The following is a 12,821-nucleotide window of genomic DNA, read 5'->3' as shown; positions in this document are numbered from 1 at the left end:
ACGCCCATGTCCATCGAACTCCGCCACCTGCGCTACTTCCTGGCCGTCGCCGAGACGCTGCACTTCGGCCGCGCGGCCGAGCGGCTGGGGATGTCGCAGCCGCCGCTCAGCCAGCAGATCCGTCAGCTGGAAACGCTGCTCGGCGCGCGGTTGTTCCTGCGCGCGAACCGTCGCGTGGAACTCACCGATGCCGGGCGCGTGCTGCAGGAACAAGCGCGCGAGGTGCTGGCCCGGGTGGAGACCGCGATCGATCTGACCCAGCGCGCGCAGCGCGGGGAAACCGGCGAGCTGCGCATCGGGCTGACCCGGGCCACGCCGCTGTCCACGCAGATTCCGCGCGCGATCTTCGCTTACCGCCAGCAGTTCCCGCAGGTGCAGTTGAAGCTGCGCGAGATGAACACCCTGCAGCAGATCGATGCGCTGATGGCCGGCGAACTGGATGTCGGGTTGATCCGCAAACGTGCCCTGCCCGCGCCGCTGATGTCACGCAAACTGTTCAGTGATCCGCTGGCGCTGGTGGTGCACGGCCAGCATCCGCTGGTGCGTGAGCTGCCGGCCGATGCGGCGGTGGCGCTGCGGCTGTTCGCGCATGAGCCGTTCGTCGGGTTCCTGCGCGAGGTCGGTGCGGGCATCCACGATCACTTCATCGCGTTGTGCCGGGGCGCCGGCTTCACGCCGCGCATCGTGCAGGAGGCCGGGGAAGCCTCGACGTTGATCAGCCTGGCGGCCTCAGGGTTGGGGGTAACGGTGCTACCCGCCTCGTGCAGCCATATCCAGGTGGACGGGGCGCGCTTCGTCGCACTCAGCGATCGTGCCGCCAGTTCGGAAGTGCACGTGGCCTGCCGGCGTGGTGCGGCGTCGCCGTTGATCGGGCACTTCACGCGGCTGCTGCAGGGGGTCAGCGGCTGAGCGCGAGCGCGGCGGTGGCCGGTTGCACGCGCTGGCCCAGACGCCAGGCGATCACGCCACCGGCCACGGTCAGTACCCCGACGAAACCGCACACGCCCAGCCAGTCCCAGTGGGTGTAGAACACGCCGCCAAGCACCCCGGCCACGCTGGAGCCCAGGTAGTAGGCGAACAGATACAGGGCGGACGCTTCGGCGCGCATCGCACCGGCGCGGCTGCCGACCCAACTGCTGGCCACCGAGTGGCCGCCGAAGAAGCCGAACGTCACCAAGGCGATGCCAGCGGCCATGCAGCCCAGCCACGGCATCGCCAGCAGCACGATGCCCAGCGCGATCAGTCCATAGCAGATCGCCAGCACGCGGCTGCGGCCATGGCGGTTGGCCTGCTGCCCCATCCAGGCCGAGCTGAAGGTGCCGACCAGATACACGCTGAAGATCAGGCCGACCACGGTCTGGCTGAGGCCATACGGCGGCGCGAGCAAATGGAAGCCGAGATAGTTGTAGAGGGTGACGAACACGCCCATCAGCACGAACGCGGTGGCGAACAACCACGGCAACCCGGGATCGCCGAACAGGCTGCGCCAGCGCGAAGGCAGTTCGCGCAGGCCGCCACGGCGGCTCTGGAAGTGGCGTGACGGCGGCAGCTGGATCCATAGCAGCACGGTACTGAGCAGCGCAATCAACGAGACCACGCCAATGCCCCAGCGCCAGCCCCAATGGTCGGCGACGATGCCCGCGATGAGACGACCGCTCATGCCGCCGATCGCGTTGCCGCCGATGTACAGGCCCATCGCCAAGCCCAGCGCGCGGCTGTCCATCTCCTCGGCGAGGTAGGTCATGCCCACCGCCGGTACGCCACTGAGCGCGATGCCGAGCAGCGTGCGCAGCACCAGCAGCGTGGTCCAGTCATCCACCATCGCGGTGGCGACGGACAACACGCTGGAGGCCAGCAGCGCTGCGACCATCACGCTGCGGCGCCCGACGCGGTCGGAGATCAATCCCGCGATCAGCATCGAGACCGCCAGCAGACCGGTGGTCAGCGACAGGGTCAGCGCACTGTTGGCTGCGGAGACGCCGAAGTGGCGACTGAATTCCGGCAGCAGCGGCTGCACCGTGTAGAGCAGCCCGAAGGTGGAGAAGCCGGCCAGGAACAGCGCGGCCGCCGTGCGCCGGAAGGCCGGGGTGCCCTGCTGGATCTGATCGCCGGCCGCCGCTGCGGTGCTGGTCAGGGGGACGCGGTCAGGGACCGCGGCGGTATCGCCATTCATGCCGGTAAGGCCCGCTTGGACGGGCCGGAGCGAGGAGTCAGCGCTCAGGATAGGCAGCGCCGTCAGGTCGATCCATAACCTGATAGGTCTTGATTGAGACGATCCAGATATCGATTAAGAACGCGGCCGGGATTACAGCGCCTGCCAGGTCAGGCCTTCGCCGCGCCGGTAGTAGACGTGCGAGGCCTTGCCGTACAGCGCGCTGGCCTGGACCAGGCCGAAGAAGCGACCGTCGGCGCTGTTGCCGCGGTGGTCGCCGAGCATCAGCACCTCGCCCGCCGGGACGGTCAGCCCAGTGATGTCCGGTCCACCCCCCTGGCCAAGATCCAGCTGCGCCAGATGCTGCCCGAAGTCTTCGATCTCACCGACCCCGGCCTGGGCCAGCGGATGGCCGTTGATGCTCAGGTGGCCGTCGTGCAGCTCGACCCGATCACCCCCGACCGCGGCGATGCGCTTGATCAGCCGGGTGCCGTCCTGCGGTGAATCGAACACCGCCACGTCACCGCGCTGCGGCTGGCCGGTGTGCAGCAGCGCCACCGAGGTGAACGGCAGGCGCACCCCGTAGGCGCGCATGTCCACCACCACCCGGTCGCCCGGCATCAGCGTGTGCTGCATCGAGCCGCTGGGCACCTGGTAGTGATTGGCCAGGGTGTCGCGCGCCGCAGCGAGCAGGCCGAGCATGACCAGCAGCGGCAGGGCTTCTTTCTTGAGCCAGCGCAGCAGGCGGTGGTCGGCGGGGGCAGAGGCGGCGGCGGGGGTGTCCATACGGGCGCTCCAGGGAGTGTGTGGCTGTGACCGGACGGGCGGCGGGCAAGTTCCCTGGCCGGGTCCGAAAAAGCTACGCAGTGTTTACGCCGGGCCGGCGTGGTCGGCATCGCGGTTTTACGGGGCGCGGCTGCATCGTGGCGACACCGCGCCGAAGGGCGCTTCGAAGAGACGTTCCATGACCATCCTGCTGATCCGGCATACACCGTCGAACTCCGTGCCGGACGCGTCGCCGCTGCCGCTGCCGGCGCGGGTCGCCGGGCACCGCCTAGCCTGCCGCGACTGCGACTCCCTGCCGGCCCTGGTGCGCTGCCTGCAGCGTGCCCAGCGCAGCCGCCCGGCGCTGGTCCTGATCGCCACTGCGGCGGTCGATGCGCCGCAGTGGGCCCGTTATGGCCAGGCGCTGCGCACCGCGCTGGAGGACCTGCCGGCGCCCTACATCGAGATGGCCAGCAACGACGATGACGCGCTGGACGAGCACCTGCATCCGCAGCATGCCCCGGCCGCGCGGGTCGTCTGCAGCAGCGGGCGCCAGGATGCGTGTCGCCTGTCGTTGGCGATCGCCGCCCACCGCCTGCAGGCCGTGGAGGGCTGAGCCATGTCGATCTTCATCATCCGGGGGCCGGAAGCGGCCGGGCAGCTGATCCGTACCGCGCAGCCGTTGCCGGCGCTGGTCCTGAAATCGTTGGTGCACCGCGCGATCGATGCGGGCACCACGGTGGCGATCCGGGCGTGTGGCTCGGAGCAGGAGCTGCTGGATGCGCTGCGCGTGGCCGATCACAGCCGCGGCGAAGTCACCCTGCTCGATCCGGGTGCGTGCGTGGCCAGCGCGCGCCTGCAGCGCCTGCTGCCGCATCTGCACAACGCCTATGTGGAAGTGCATGACGACGATGCGCGTGCACCGGAGGCGTGCCTGCCGGCGGAGGTGGGCCAGCGCATCGGCGTGGCGCGTGGGTACTGCGCACAGAGTTACATGCACGCGCTGGAGATCGCGCTGGATCACCTGGGACGCAGTGAGATCGCCGAGGGCGTGCACGTGGGGACCTGAGGGGTGAGGGCAGCACGCCTCTGGCGGAGGCCGGGTCGGGCGCTGGGCCACGATGCCCTTGCCGGCGAATGTCCTCCGGCGTCGGCCGGCGGCCGCCCCCTCCCCCTTTATTTCGCCCACAAGGACATCGCGACCCACGTATCCAGAGGATTGGCACCCACAGAAAAGCCGGGTTTTCCGTCAGCGTACTGCGAGCCAGCCCCGTAGCGGCTGGTAGGCGCCTGGGCAAAATCAAGGAAGAGGCCGCCGCCCTCAGGCGGCGGCCGGGGGACATTTGCCGAGGGGCCTGCCGGTCGGGCGTAACGCTCGCGGCAGAAGAAAAAAAACGGCAGGGTTTCCCCTGCCGTTTCAATATCATCGCGCACTGGTGGCAAGCGTACCGACCAACGGTCGGTACCTGCCGGGATGCCGCGATTATTTCAGGCCACGATTGACCAGCAGCGGTTCCACCGACGGATCCTTGCCGCGGAACTCGCGGTACAGATCGGCCAGCTCCACGCTGTTGCCGCGCGAGAGGATCTTGTCGCGGAAGACCTGGCCGTTCTCCGGGGTCAGGCCGCCGTTCTCCTTGAACCACTCGAAGGCGTCATGGTCGAGCACTTCGGCCCAGAAGTAGGCGTAGTAACCGGACGAATAACCGCCCCCCCAGATGTGGTCGAAGTAGCTGGTGCGGTAGCGCGGCGGCACCTGCGGCAGGTCGACCTTGAACTTCTTCAGCGCGGCCGCTTCAAACGGCGCGACGTCCTGCAGCTTGGCGTCGGCCGGCTGGGTGTGCCAGGCCAGGTCGAGCAGGGCGGCCGAGAGGTACTCGGTGGTCGCATAGCCCTGGTTGAAGGTGCGGGCCTTGAGGATCTTGTCGACCAGCGCCTGCGGCATCGGCTCGCCGGTCTTGTAGTTCTTGGCGTAGTTGGCGAAGACCTTCGGGTCCAGCGCCCAGTGCTCGTTGAACTGCGAGGGGAACTCGACGAAATCGCGCGAGGTGCTGGTACCGGCGATGGACGGGTACTTCACCTTCGAGAACATGCCGTGCAGCGCATGGCCGAACTCATGGAACATCGTGGTCACGTCATCGAAGCTCAGCAGCGCGGGCTGGCCGGCGGCGGGCTTGGTGAAGTTGCACACGTTGTAGACCACCGGCTTGGCACCGGTCAGGCCGTCCTGTTCGACGAACACATCCATCCAGGCGCCGCCGGACTTGCTGTCACGCTTGAAGTAGTCGGTGTAGAACAGGGCCAGCGAGGTGCCGTCCTTGTCGAACACTTCGTAGACCTTCATGTCCGGGTGGTAGGTGGGGATGTCGGTACGCGGCTTGAAGGTGATGCCGTACAGCTGCGTGGCGGCGTAGAAGACGCCGTTCTGCAGCACGTTGTCCATCTCGAAGTACGGCTTGATCTGCGATTCGTCCAGGTCGTACTGCGCCTTGCGCACCTGTTCGGCGTAGAAGTCCCAATCGGAGGCAGCGAGCTTGAAACCGCCCTTCTGCGCGTCGATCACCTTCTGCATTTCGCTGATCTCGCCACGCGCCTTGGCGGTCGCGGCCGGCACGGTGTCGGTCAGCAGCTTGAGCGCGGCGGCCGGGGTCTTGGCCATCTGGTCGGCCAGGCTGTAGGCGGCGTAGTTCTCGAAGCCGAGCAGCTTGGCCTTCTGCGCGCGCAGCTGGGCCAGGCGCTGAATGGTCTCGCGGGTGTCGTTGGCGTCGCCCTTTTCAGCACGGGTCTCCGACGCCTTGAGCACGGCGGCGCGTTGCTCGCGGTCGCTCAGCGAGCCGAGCACCGGTTGCTGCGTGGTGTTCTGCAGCGGCAGCAGGTACTTGCCATCGAGGTTGCGGGCCTTGGCATCGGCGGCGGCGGTGTTGATCGCATCCTCATCCAGGCCGGCCAGCTTGGCCTTGTCATCGACGACCACGGCACCGGCGGCGGTCGCGGCGACCAGGCGGGTGTGGAACTGCGTGGCCAGCGTGGTTTCTTCCACGTTGAGCTTGCGCAGCGAGGCCTTGTCGGCATCGTTCAACTGCGCGCCGGCACGCACGAACTCCTGGTAATCACGCTCAACCAGGCGCTTCTGCACCGGGTCCAGGCCCAGCGCATCGCGCTGGTCGTAGATGGTCTTGATGCGGGCGAACAGCTTCGGGTCGAGGTTGATCTCGTCCTGGTGCTCGGCCAGCTTCGGGGCGACTTCTTCCTGCACCTTCTGGCGTGCATCGTTGGTGTCGGCCTGGACCAGGCCGAAGAAGATGCGCGACACGCGGGTCAGGGTCTCGCCGCTGCGCTCCAGCGCTTCGATGGTGTTGTCGAAGGTGGCCGGCTCGGGGTTGTCGGCGATCTTGCGGACTTCGGCCAGGTGCTGCTTCATGCCTTCGTTGAAGGCCGGCAGGTAGTCACTGTCCTTGATCTTGTCGAACGGCGGCGCCTGGAACGGCAGCGTGCTGGCGCTCAACAGCGGGTTGGCGGACGCATCGGCCGGCTGCTGGGTCGGGGCGGGCTGGGTATCGGTCACGGGGGTGGACTCCTTGCCGGAACAGGCCGCCAGCGCCAGGCTGATGGCAGCGGCCAAAACTACGGTACGCGACATGAAACGGGCTCCTTGGATGAGGGCGCGGGACGTGAAATCCCGCAGCCGATCACCCTACTCCCAAAGCCCGCAGGCGGCATGTGCCGGTCGTGGCGCGTGGCTGTGCGGGCCGTGGGGGCTACCCGGTCCGGCCCGCCCGGCGGCGCTCAGACGGTGCCGCGGGTCTTGCCCTGCCAGGGGCGGTAGTACGCGCGGATCGCGGCCATGTCGGCCGCGTCGTTGCCGGTGGGATGGAACAACGGGCCGATGCCGATGGTCTTTTCCGGGTAGTGGAAGTACGCGGCCAGCACCGGCACATCGGCCATGCGCGCGATCTTGAGGAAGCCGGCCTTCCAGTGCTGCACTGCCTTGCGCGTGCCCTCCGGGGTGATCGCGTACCACAGGCGGTCCGAGCCACGGATCAGGCTGACTGCCTGCTCCACGGTGCCCTGCGGTGAGCTGCGGTCCAGCGGGATGACGCCGAGCTTGCGCAGCAGCGGCCCCAGTGGCCACCAGAACAGCGAGGCCTTGCCCAGCACCTTGACCTGCATGCCCAGCGCGATCTTCGCCGCCATGCCCCAGAAGCCGTCCCAGTTGGACGAATGCGGCGCGATGATGAACACCACTTTGGGCACATCGGGCAGGGTGCCGGTCACTTTCCAGCCGCCCAGGCGCAGCGTGCAGCGGGCCAGCCAGCGGAGGAAGCGGTTCGGTTTGACCTGCGGCATGTTCGGCGGAACCACCGGCAACAACGGACTTCGGTTGTTCAAGCAATCACTCCCAATTGCGTGTGGTGCGCCCGCGCTTGATCTGCGCGCGCCCCTTTTTGGCGTCCAGACGACGCAGTTTCGACCCGTAGGTCGGCTTGGTGGCCACGCGTGCCTTGGGCACGCTCAGCCCCGCCTGGATGAAGGCGGCCAGTCGATCGCGCGCGTCCTCGCGGTTACGGTCCTGGGTACGGAAACGCTGTGCATCGATGACCAGCACGCCTTCGCCGGTCATGCGCCGGTCGCGGCGGGCCAGCAGGCGCGCGCGCAACGGCTCGGGCAACGAAGGCGAGCCGGCCACGTCGAAGCGCAGCTCGACGGCGGTGGAGACCTTGTTGACGTTCTGGCCACCGGCGCCGCTGGCGCGCACGAACCGCTCGACGAGTTCCGTATCCGGAATCGTCAGGTGCGCGCTGATGGTGACTGGCCCGTTGCCCATGGGCGGCATTGTAAGGGGAGGACCGCCGGCCGGGTGACTGCAACGTGCGTGGATGTCGCCGATAACGTCCTCAATTACGGTCTGATGACGCCATCGCAGGTATTCTCCGGTTTCCCGCAACGCAGGATGCTCCGCAATGTTCCCGATCCGCCCGATGGCCCGCCGTGGCCTGATCCGCATGACATTCGCCCTGGCGCTGGGCCTGGGCGCGATCGCGCCGGCCATCGCCGCGCCGCCGTCGGATGCCGACATCAACCGCCTGCTGGCCGCCTCGCGCGCGCAGAGCATGCTCGATACGATGCTGCCGCAGATCGAGGCGATGCAGCGCCAGCAGTTCCAGCAGGTGGCGCAGCAGCGTCAGCTGGATGCGACGCAGCAGGCGCAGTTGCAGCGGATCGAGCAACGGACCAGCCAGACGGTGCGCCAGGCGCTGTCCTGGAAGGAGCTGCGGCCGATGTATGTGGATCTGTACAAGCAGACCTTCAGCAAGGAAGACGTGCTGGCGATGGCGGAGTTCTATGAGAGCTCGGCGGGGCAGAGCCTGTTGGACAAGACGCCGGCGCTGATGCAGAACGTGATGGTGGCGATCCAGGCCAAGATGCAGCCGCTGTTCGTGGATCTGCAGAAGGACCTGGAGGCGATCGTGAACGAGCCGGCGCCTGCGGCCGCACCGGCGAAGAAGTAATCGGGCTCGGGATCACAGAGGGTTACGTGTCAGTCCGCGTACGGCAGCTGTTCGTTTTCCATGGATGAGTAAGCCGGGCAGCCCAGGTCAGCGCACTTCCCAGTCGAACAGATCCATCGCCTTGCGGAATTCGCCGTCCACCGGCGCGCTGATGTCCATCGGCGTGCCATCCGGATGCGGGAAGCGCAGGCGCTCGGCGTGCAGGAGCATGCGGTGGATGCCCTGCATGCGGAAGCTGCGGTTGTGGCGGCCGTCGCCGTGGCTGGTGTCACCGATCAGGTGATGCGAGAGGTGCTTGAGGTGGCGGCGGATCTGGCGGAAGCGGCCGGTCTGCGGCTGGCAGCGCAGCAGGGCGTAGCGTGAGGTCTCGAACTCGCCCATCGGAATCGCGATCTCGCCCACGGCGACACGCTGGAAGTGGGTGATCGCCTGCTTCTTGACCGGCTTGCCGGGGCCGCCATCGAGGTCGTGGTCGACGGTGAAGGCCTCGTCGGCCGGCCAGCCCCGGCAGATCGCGAGGTAATCCTTGGTGACGTCGCCGCCCATCAGCGATTTGCCGAGCACGCTGGCGCTTTCGCGATCAAAGGCGAGCAGCAGGCAGCCGCTGGTGGCGCGGTCCAGACGATGGACGAGGAAGATCGGCTTGCCGAGCTGTTCGCGCAGGCGGTCGGCGAGGAAGTCGTCTTCGCCCCGGGCAAGCTTGCTGTCGTGGACCATCAGCCCGGCGGGCTTGTTGACCACGGCGAGCTGGTCGTCCAGGTGCAGCAGCTGCAGGGGCGGAAGCGCCACCGGCGGCTCGGCCAGGGCCGCTGCCGGCAGCTCGATCACGCTCATCGGCGCCACCAGGCACTGGCCAGCGAGAACACCCCCGCCGCGCCGGTCACCCAGCTCCACACCGGGGCATCGCCGAAGTACCAGCCACCCGGCTGCAGGCCATACAGCACCGCGGCGACGATCATCAGGCCGACGCCGGCAATCGCGGCCACCGCGCGCTTCTGCAGTTTCTGCACGCTGACGTTCAGCGCCGCCAGATCACGCGAGCGCATCGACAGTTCATGATCACCTTCCACCTGCTGGCGCAGCCAGGCGTGGACCAGGCGCGGCATGTCCGGCGTATGCGTCATGATTTCGGGCAGGCGCTTGCGCACTTCCTTCAGCACCCGGCGCGGGCTGTAGCGTTCGCGCAGGATGCGTTCCAGCACCGGCCGCGCGACCGCCCAGATATCCAGTTCCGGATCGAGCTGACGGCCGACACCTTCGATGTTGAGCAGTGTCTTCTGCAGCAGGATCAGCTGCGGCTGCAGCGTGAGCTCGTAGCGCTGGGCCACGCGGAACAGCTTGATCAGCACCTCGGCCAGCGAGATCTGCGACAGCGGGCGGGTGAAATACGGTTCGCACACCGAACGCGCGGCCGCTTCGAGTTCATCGATGCGCACGTTGTTGGGCATCCAGCCGGCTTCCACATGCAGCGCGGCCATGCGCCGGTAGTCCTTGTTGAAGATGGCCATGAAGTTCTCGGCCAGGTAGTACTGATCTTCTTCGGACAGCTGGCCCATGATGCCGAAATCCAGCGCGATGAAGCGCGGGTTGTCGCGGCGCGCCGGATCGGTGTCGACCCAGATGTTGCCGGCGTGTGCATCGGCGTGGAAAAAGTTGTCGCGGAACACCTGGGTGTAGAACACCCGCACACCCTTGGCGGCCAGCGCCTTGCGGTCGATGCCGGCCTTGTCCAGCGCGACGATGTCGTCCGACGGAATGCCCCACACGCGCTCCAGGGTCAGCGCGCGCTCGGCGGTATGGCTCCAGATCACTTCCGGTACGTACAGATCGTCCGAGTCGATCCAGTTGCGACGCAGCACGCTGGCATTGGCGCCTTCGCGCTGCAGATCCAGCTCGGCGGCCAAGGTGTTTTCGACTTCGGCGACCACTTCGCGCGGGCGGATCTTGTCGGCGCGCGGGTGCGCGCGTTCGATCAGCGCGGCGGCCGACTTGAGCAGCGCGATGTCGGCGTCGATCTGCTTTTCGATGTCCGGGCGCAGCACCTTGACCACCACCTGGCGGCCATCGGCGAGCGTGGCCGCGTGCACCTGTGCGATCGAGGCGGAGGCCAGCGGCTGCAGATCGAAGCTGGCGAACGCTTCGCTGACCGGGCGGCCGAGCGCGCGCTCGACGATGGCCTGCGCGGCGGCGCCGTCGAACGGCTTGACGCGGTCCTGCAGCAGGGTGAGTTCGTTGGCGACGTCGGCCGGGATCAGGTCACGGCGGGTGGAGAGGATCTGGCCGAACTTGACGAAGATCGGGCCCAGGTCCTGCAGCGCCAAGCGCAGGCGCGCACCGCGCGACTGTGCGGCGATGTCGGCCGAGGCACGTGGCACGAACGGCTTGGCCAGGCGCAGCCAGCGTTCGGCCGGGGTGCCCTGGAGCAGATCGTCGAGGCGGTAACGCAGGATGATGCGGCCGATGCGGCTGGCCCGGAAGATCGCCTTCATGGGCCCACCTGCCGCAGGCGCTGGACGCGCACGGCCATGCGTTCAACGTCGTCGCGCATCACGTCCACATCGTCGTGGAAGGCATCCAGTTCTGCTCGGGGTACCACGTCGCGCGACTCCTCGGTGACAAATTCAGCGGCGCTGTGCGCCAGGTCGGACGCGCCGCGGCGCGCATGCTGCAGTGCCGAGCGCAGGGTGTTGGCGATCTGCACGCCCATCACCTCGCCGAACACGCGCACGAACGGCTGCTGCCAGTCCGGATCGAAACGGGTCGCCAGCTGCTGCAGGCGGCGGGCCAGCTCGGCATCGCCGGAGACCTTGACCCGCCCGGCCGGCGCATCACCGCCACGGCGTGCATTGGCCAGGAACGGCAGCTGGGCCAGCACCCCGCCCAGCGTGCTGCGCACCGCCAGGTCCGGCTCCTGCTGCGGATCGACCGGGCCGACCGTGAGGCGCTCCCCGTCCAACCCGATCCGCATCGCCAACGCAGGCGATTCCAGGGTCAGGGCGATGTGGCGGCCATCCAGCGCGGCCAGCGCGCTGCGGGTGTCCGGGTCCAGCGCCAGCGCGCGGTTGAGCGTGAGCTGCAGCGCATTGCCAGCCAGCGGCTTGAGGGAAGAGAGCAGGGAACGGGCCATCACCGCATTCTACCGTGTGCCCTTGAACGGCGGGCGTGTTCCCGGGCGCCGACTCGGTTCATGCTATGGCACCCCAACACAGTGACAGGAGCGGCAACAGGCATGGGCAAGACCCGGGTAGGCATCCTCTTCGGCGGCCGTTCGGCCGAGCACGAGGTCTCGCTGCAATCGGCGAAGAACATCCTCGATGCGCTGGACAAGGACCGCTTCGAGGTCAGCCTGATCGGCATCGACAAGCAGGGCCAGTGGCACGTGAGCGACCCGCGCGACTTCCTGCTCAATGCCGGCGACCCGGCACGGATCGCGCTGCACCGCTCGGGCAATGCGGTGGCGGTGCGGCCGGGCCTGGAACGCCAGCAGCTGGTGCCCACCGATCCGGCCACCGCGCTGGAGCAGATCGACGTGGTGTTCCCGATCGTGCACGGCACCCTGGGCGAGGACGGCTCGCTGCAGGGCCTGCTGCGCATGGCCAACCTGCCCTTCGTGGGCTCAGGCGTGCTGGGCTCGGCAGTGGCGATGGACAAGGACGTGGCCAAGCGCCTGCTGCGCGATGCCGGGCTGGCGGTGGCGCCGTTCGCCTGCTTCAACCGGGTCACGGCGGCGCGGGCCGATTACGCCGCGCTGGTCGCCGCGCTGGGCACGCCACTGTTCGTGAAGCCGGCCAACCAGGGCTCCTCGGTGGGTGTGAGCAAGGTGCGCAACGAGGCGGACTTCCATACCGCCCTCGCGCTGGCGCTGTCGTTCGATCACAAGGCGCTGGTGGAAGCGGCGATCGACGGCCGCGAAATCGAGTGCGCGGTGCTCGGCAACGAACACCCCGAAGCCAGCGTCTGTGGCGAGGTGGTCGTGCACGATGATTTCTATTCGTACGACACCAAATACATCAGCGAGACCGGTGCCGACATCGTGGTGCCGGCGGCCATCACCGATGCGGAGCAGTCCCGTATCCGGCAGATCGCCGTGCAGGCCTACCAGGCACTGGAGTGTGCCGGCCTGGCACGCGTGGATGTATTCCTGACGCCGGCCGGCGAGGTGGTGATCAACGAGATCAACACGTTGCCCGGCTTCACCCGCATCAGCATGTACCCGAAGCTGTGGGCAGCCAGTGGGCTGGATTACACCGCCCTGATCACGCGGCTGCTGGAACTGGCGATGGACCGGCATGCGCGTGAGCGCGATCTGCGCAGCGCCATCGCAACGACGGCCTGAACATCGTTGCCGATGTCAGGCCGTCATTATTTCCGCAGCGCGTCCCACGCCGGAGAGA

The 12,821-nt window shown here is 67.8% G+C and carries 13 protein-coding genes; 5 read left to right on the top strand and 8 right to left on the bottom strand.

The features are described from left to right. Nucleotides 1-6 precede the first annotated feature (6 nt). Nucleotides 7-909: a LysR substrate-binding domain-containing protein gene (locus AC1DIQ_RS13160; protein ID WP_282262783.1), complete on the top strand. Its 903-nt coding sequence runs from the start codon at nucleotides 7-9 to the stop codon at nucleotides 907-909. Here AC1DIQ_RS13160 and AC1DIQ_RS13155 read toward each other — a convergent pair. After that, nucleotides 899-2,173, bottom strand: a complete 1,275-nt coding sequence (locus tag AC1DIQ_RS13155; protein WP_478050194.1) for an MFS transporter — start codon at nucleotides 2,171-2,173, stop codon at nucleotides 899-901. The two genes, AC1DIQ_RS13160 and AC1DIQ_RS13155, sit on opposite strands and share 11 nt — an antisense overlap. A gap of 132 nt (nucleotides 2,174-2,305) precedes the next feature. Further along, nucleotides 2,306-2,938 carry a signal peptidase I gene (lepB, locus tag AC1DIQ_RS13150; protein WP_478050193.1) on the bottom strand — a complete coding sequence of 211 codons (633 nt, stop codon included), beginning with the start codon at nucleotides 2,936-2,938 and terminating at the stop codon, nucleotides 2,306-2,308. Between the two features lie 178 nt (nucleotides 2,939-3,116). Between lepB and AC1DIQ_RS13145 the strand changes: the two genes are divergently transcribed. Together AC1DIQ_RS13145 and AC1DIQ_RS13140 are read left to right on the top strand one after the other, a co-directional pair. After that, nucleotides 3,117-3,533, top strand: coding sequence for a hypothetical protein (locus AC1DIQ_RS13145; protein WP_478050192.1), 417 nt, complete (start codon nucleotides 3,117-3,119; stop codon nucleotides 3,531-3,533). 3 nt (nucleotides 3,534-3,536) lie between these two features. Beyond that, the gene (locus AC1DIQ_RS13140) at nucleotides 3,537-3,986 is read left to right on the top strand and encodes a 3-dehydroquinate dehydratase (RefSeq protein WP_121044388.1); all 450 of its coding nucleotides are present in this window, start codon (nucleotides 3,537-3,539) and stop codon (nucleotides 3,984-3,986) included. Nucleotides 3,987-4,400: 414 nt separating this feature from the next. Here the strand turns inward: AC1DIQ_RS13140 and dcp are convergent, their stop codons facing one another. The 3 genes from dcp to arfB form a co-directional block, all read right to left on the bottom strand. Continuing rightward, on the bottom strand, nucleotides 4,401-6,557 hold the full coding sequence (dcp, locus tag AC1DIQ_RS13135) for a peptidyl-dipeptidase Dcp (RefSeq protein WP_046272277.1): 2,157 nt from the start codon (nucleotides 6,555-6,557) through the stop codon (nucleotides 4,401-4,403). Between the two features lie 146 nt (nucleotides 6,558-6,703). Next, complete coding sequence (locus AC1DIQ_RS13130) at nucleotides 6,704-7,264, bottom strand: lysophospholipid acyltransferase family protein (protein ID WP_226956705.1); 561 nt, start codon at nucleotides 7,262-7,264, stop codon at nucleotides 6,704-6,706. A gap of 46 nt (nucleotides 7,265-7,310) precedes the next feature. After that, nucleotides 7,311-7,742, bottom strand: a complete 432-nt coding sequence (gene arfB, locus AC1DIQ_RS13125) for an alternative ribosome rescue aminoacyl-tRNA hydrolase ArfB (protein WP_121044396.1) — start codon at nucleotides 7,740-7,742, stop codon at nucleotides 7,311-7,313. Between the two features lie 178 nt (nucleotides 7,743-7,920). On the opposite strand from arfB, the gene AC1DIQ_RS13120 reads away from it, so the two are divergent. Next, the gene (locus AC1DIQ_RS13120; RefSeq protein ID WP_226956706.1) at nucleotides 7,921-8,427 is read left to right on the top strand and encodes a DUF2059 domain-containing protein; all 507 of its coding nucleotides are present in this window, start codon (nucleotides 7,921-7,923) and stop codon (nucleotides 8,425-8,427) included. A gap of 87 nt (nucleotides 8,428-8,514) precedes the next feature. Here AC1DIQ_RS13120 and AC1DIQ_RS13115 read toward each other — a convergent pair whose 3' ends face one another. The 3 genes from AC1DIQ_RS13115 to AC1DIQ_RS13105 are packed head-to-tail and all read right to left on the bottom strand — an operon-like array spanning nucleotide 8,515 to nucleotide 11,554. Continuing rightward, nucleotides 8,515-9,261, bottom strand: coding sequence for a pseudouridine synthase (locus tag AC1DIQ_RS13115; protein ID WP_121044535.1), 747 nt, complete (start codon nucleotides 9,259-9,261; stop codon nucleotides 8,515-8,517). Then, nucleotides 9,258-10,916 carry a ubiquinone biosynthesis regulatory protein kinase UbiB gene (ubiB, locus tag AC1DIQ_RS13110; protein WP_259260576.1) on the bottom strand — a complete coding sequence of 553 codons (1,659 nt, stop codon included), beginning with the start codon at nucleotides 10,914-10,916 and terminating at the stop codon, nucleotides 9,258-9,260. The genes AC1DIQ_RS13115 and ubiB overlap by 4 nt, the downstream gene beginning before the upstream one ends. Then, nucleotides 10,913-11,554: a ubiquinone biosynthesis accessory factor UbiJ gene (locus AC1DIQ_RS13105; RefSeq protein WP_478050191.1), complete on the bottom strand. Its 642-nt coding sequence runs from the start codon at nucleotides 11,552-11,554 to the stop codon at nucleotides 10,913-10,915. Before AC1DIQ_RS13105 ends, ubiB begins: the two co-directional genes overlap by 4 nt. 102 nt (nucleotides 11,555-11,656) lie before the next feature. Between AC1DIQ_RS13105 and ddlA the strand changes: the two genes are divergently transcribed. Next, on the top strand, nucleotides 11,657-12,763 hold the full coding sequence (gene ddlA / locus AC1DIQ_RS13100; RefSeq protein ID WP_478050190.1) for a D-alanine--D-alanine ligase: 1,107 nt from the start codon (nucleotides 11,657-11,659) through the stop codon (nucleotides 12,761-12,763). The last annotated feature ends 58 nt before the right edge of the window (nucleotides 12,764-12,821 follow it).

The organism is Stenotrophomonas sp. 05L413, assembly GCF_056397945.1.
This window is presented reverse-complemented; position numbering and strand designations above follow the sequence as displayed.

Coding starts and splice junctions, on each gene's coding strand:
- AC1DIQ_RS13160 (WP_282262783.1), top strand. CDS start 7: ATGTCCATCGAACTCCGCCACCTGCGCTACTTCCTGGCCGTCGCCGAG.
- AC1DIQ_RS13155 (WP_478050194.1), bottom strand. CDS start 2,173: ATGAATGGCGATACCGCCGCGGTCCCTGACCGCGTCCCCCTGACCAGC.
- lepB (WP_478050193.1), bottom strand. CDS start 2,938: ATGGACACCCCCGCCGCCGCCTCTGCCCCCGCCGACCACCGCCTGCTG.
- AC1DIQ_RS13145 (WP_478050192.1), top strand. CDS start 3,117: ATGACCATCCTGCTGATCCGGCATACACCGTCGAACTCCGTGCCGGAC.
- AC1DIQ_RS13140 (WP_121044388.1), top strand. CDS start 3,537: ATGTCGATCTTCATCATCCGGGGGCCGGAAGCGGCCGGGCAGCTGATC.
- dcp (WP_046272277.1), bottom strand. CDS start 6,557: ATGTCGCGTACCGTAGTTTTGGCCGCTGCCATCAGCCTGGCGCTGGCG.
- AC1DIQ_RS13130 (WP_226956705.1), bottom strand. CDS start 7,264: ATGCCGCAGGTCAAACCGAACCGCTTCCTCCGCTGGCTGGCCCGCTGC.
- arfB (WP_121044396.1), bottom strand. CDS start 7,742: ATGGGCAACGGGCCAGTCACCATCAGCGCGCACCTGACGATTCCGGAT.
- AC1DIQ_RS13120 (WP_226956706.1), top strand. CDS start 7,921: ATGACATTCGCCCTGGCGCTGGGCCTGGGCGCGATCGCGCCGGCCATC.
- AC1DIQ_RS13115 (WP_121044535.1), bottom strand. CDS start 9,261: ATGAGCGTGATCGAGCTGCCGGCAGCGGCCCTGGCCGAGCCGCCGGTG.
- ubiB (WP_259260576.1), bottom strand. CDS start 10,916: ATGAAGGCGATCTTCCGGGCCAGCCGCATCGGCCGCATCATCCTGCGT.
- AC1DIQ_RS13105 (WP_478050191.1), bottom strand. CDS start 11,554: ATGGCCCGTTCCCTGCTCTCTTCCCTCAAGCCGCTGGCTGGCAATGCG.
- ddlA (WP_478050190.1), top strand. CDS start 11,657: ATGGGCAAGACCCGGGTAGGCATCCTCTTCGGCGGCCGTTCGGCCGAG.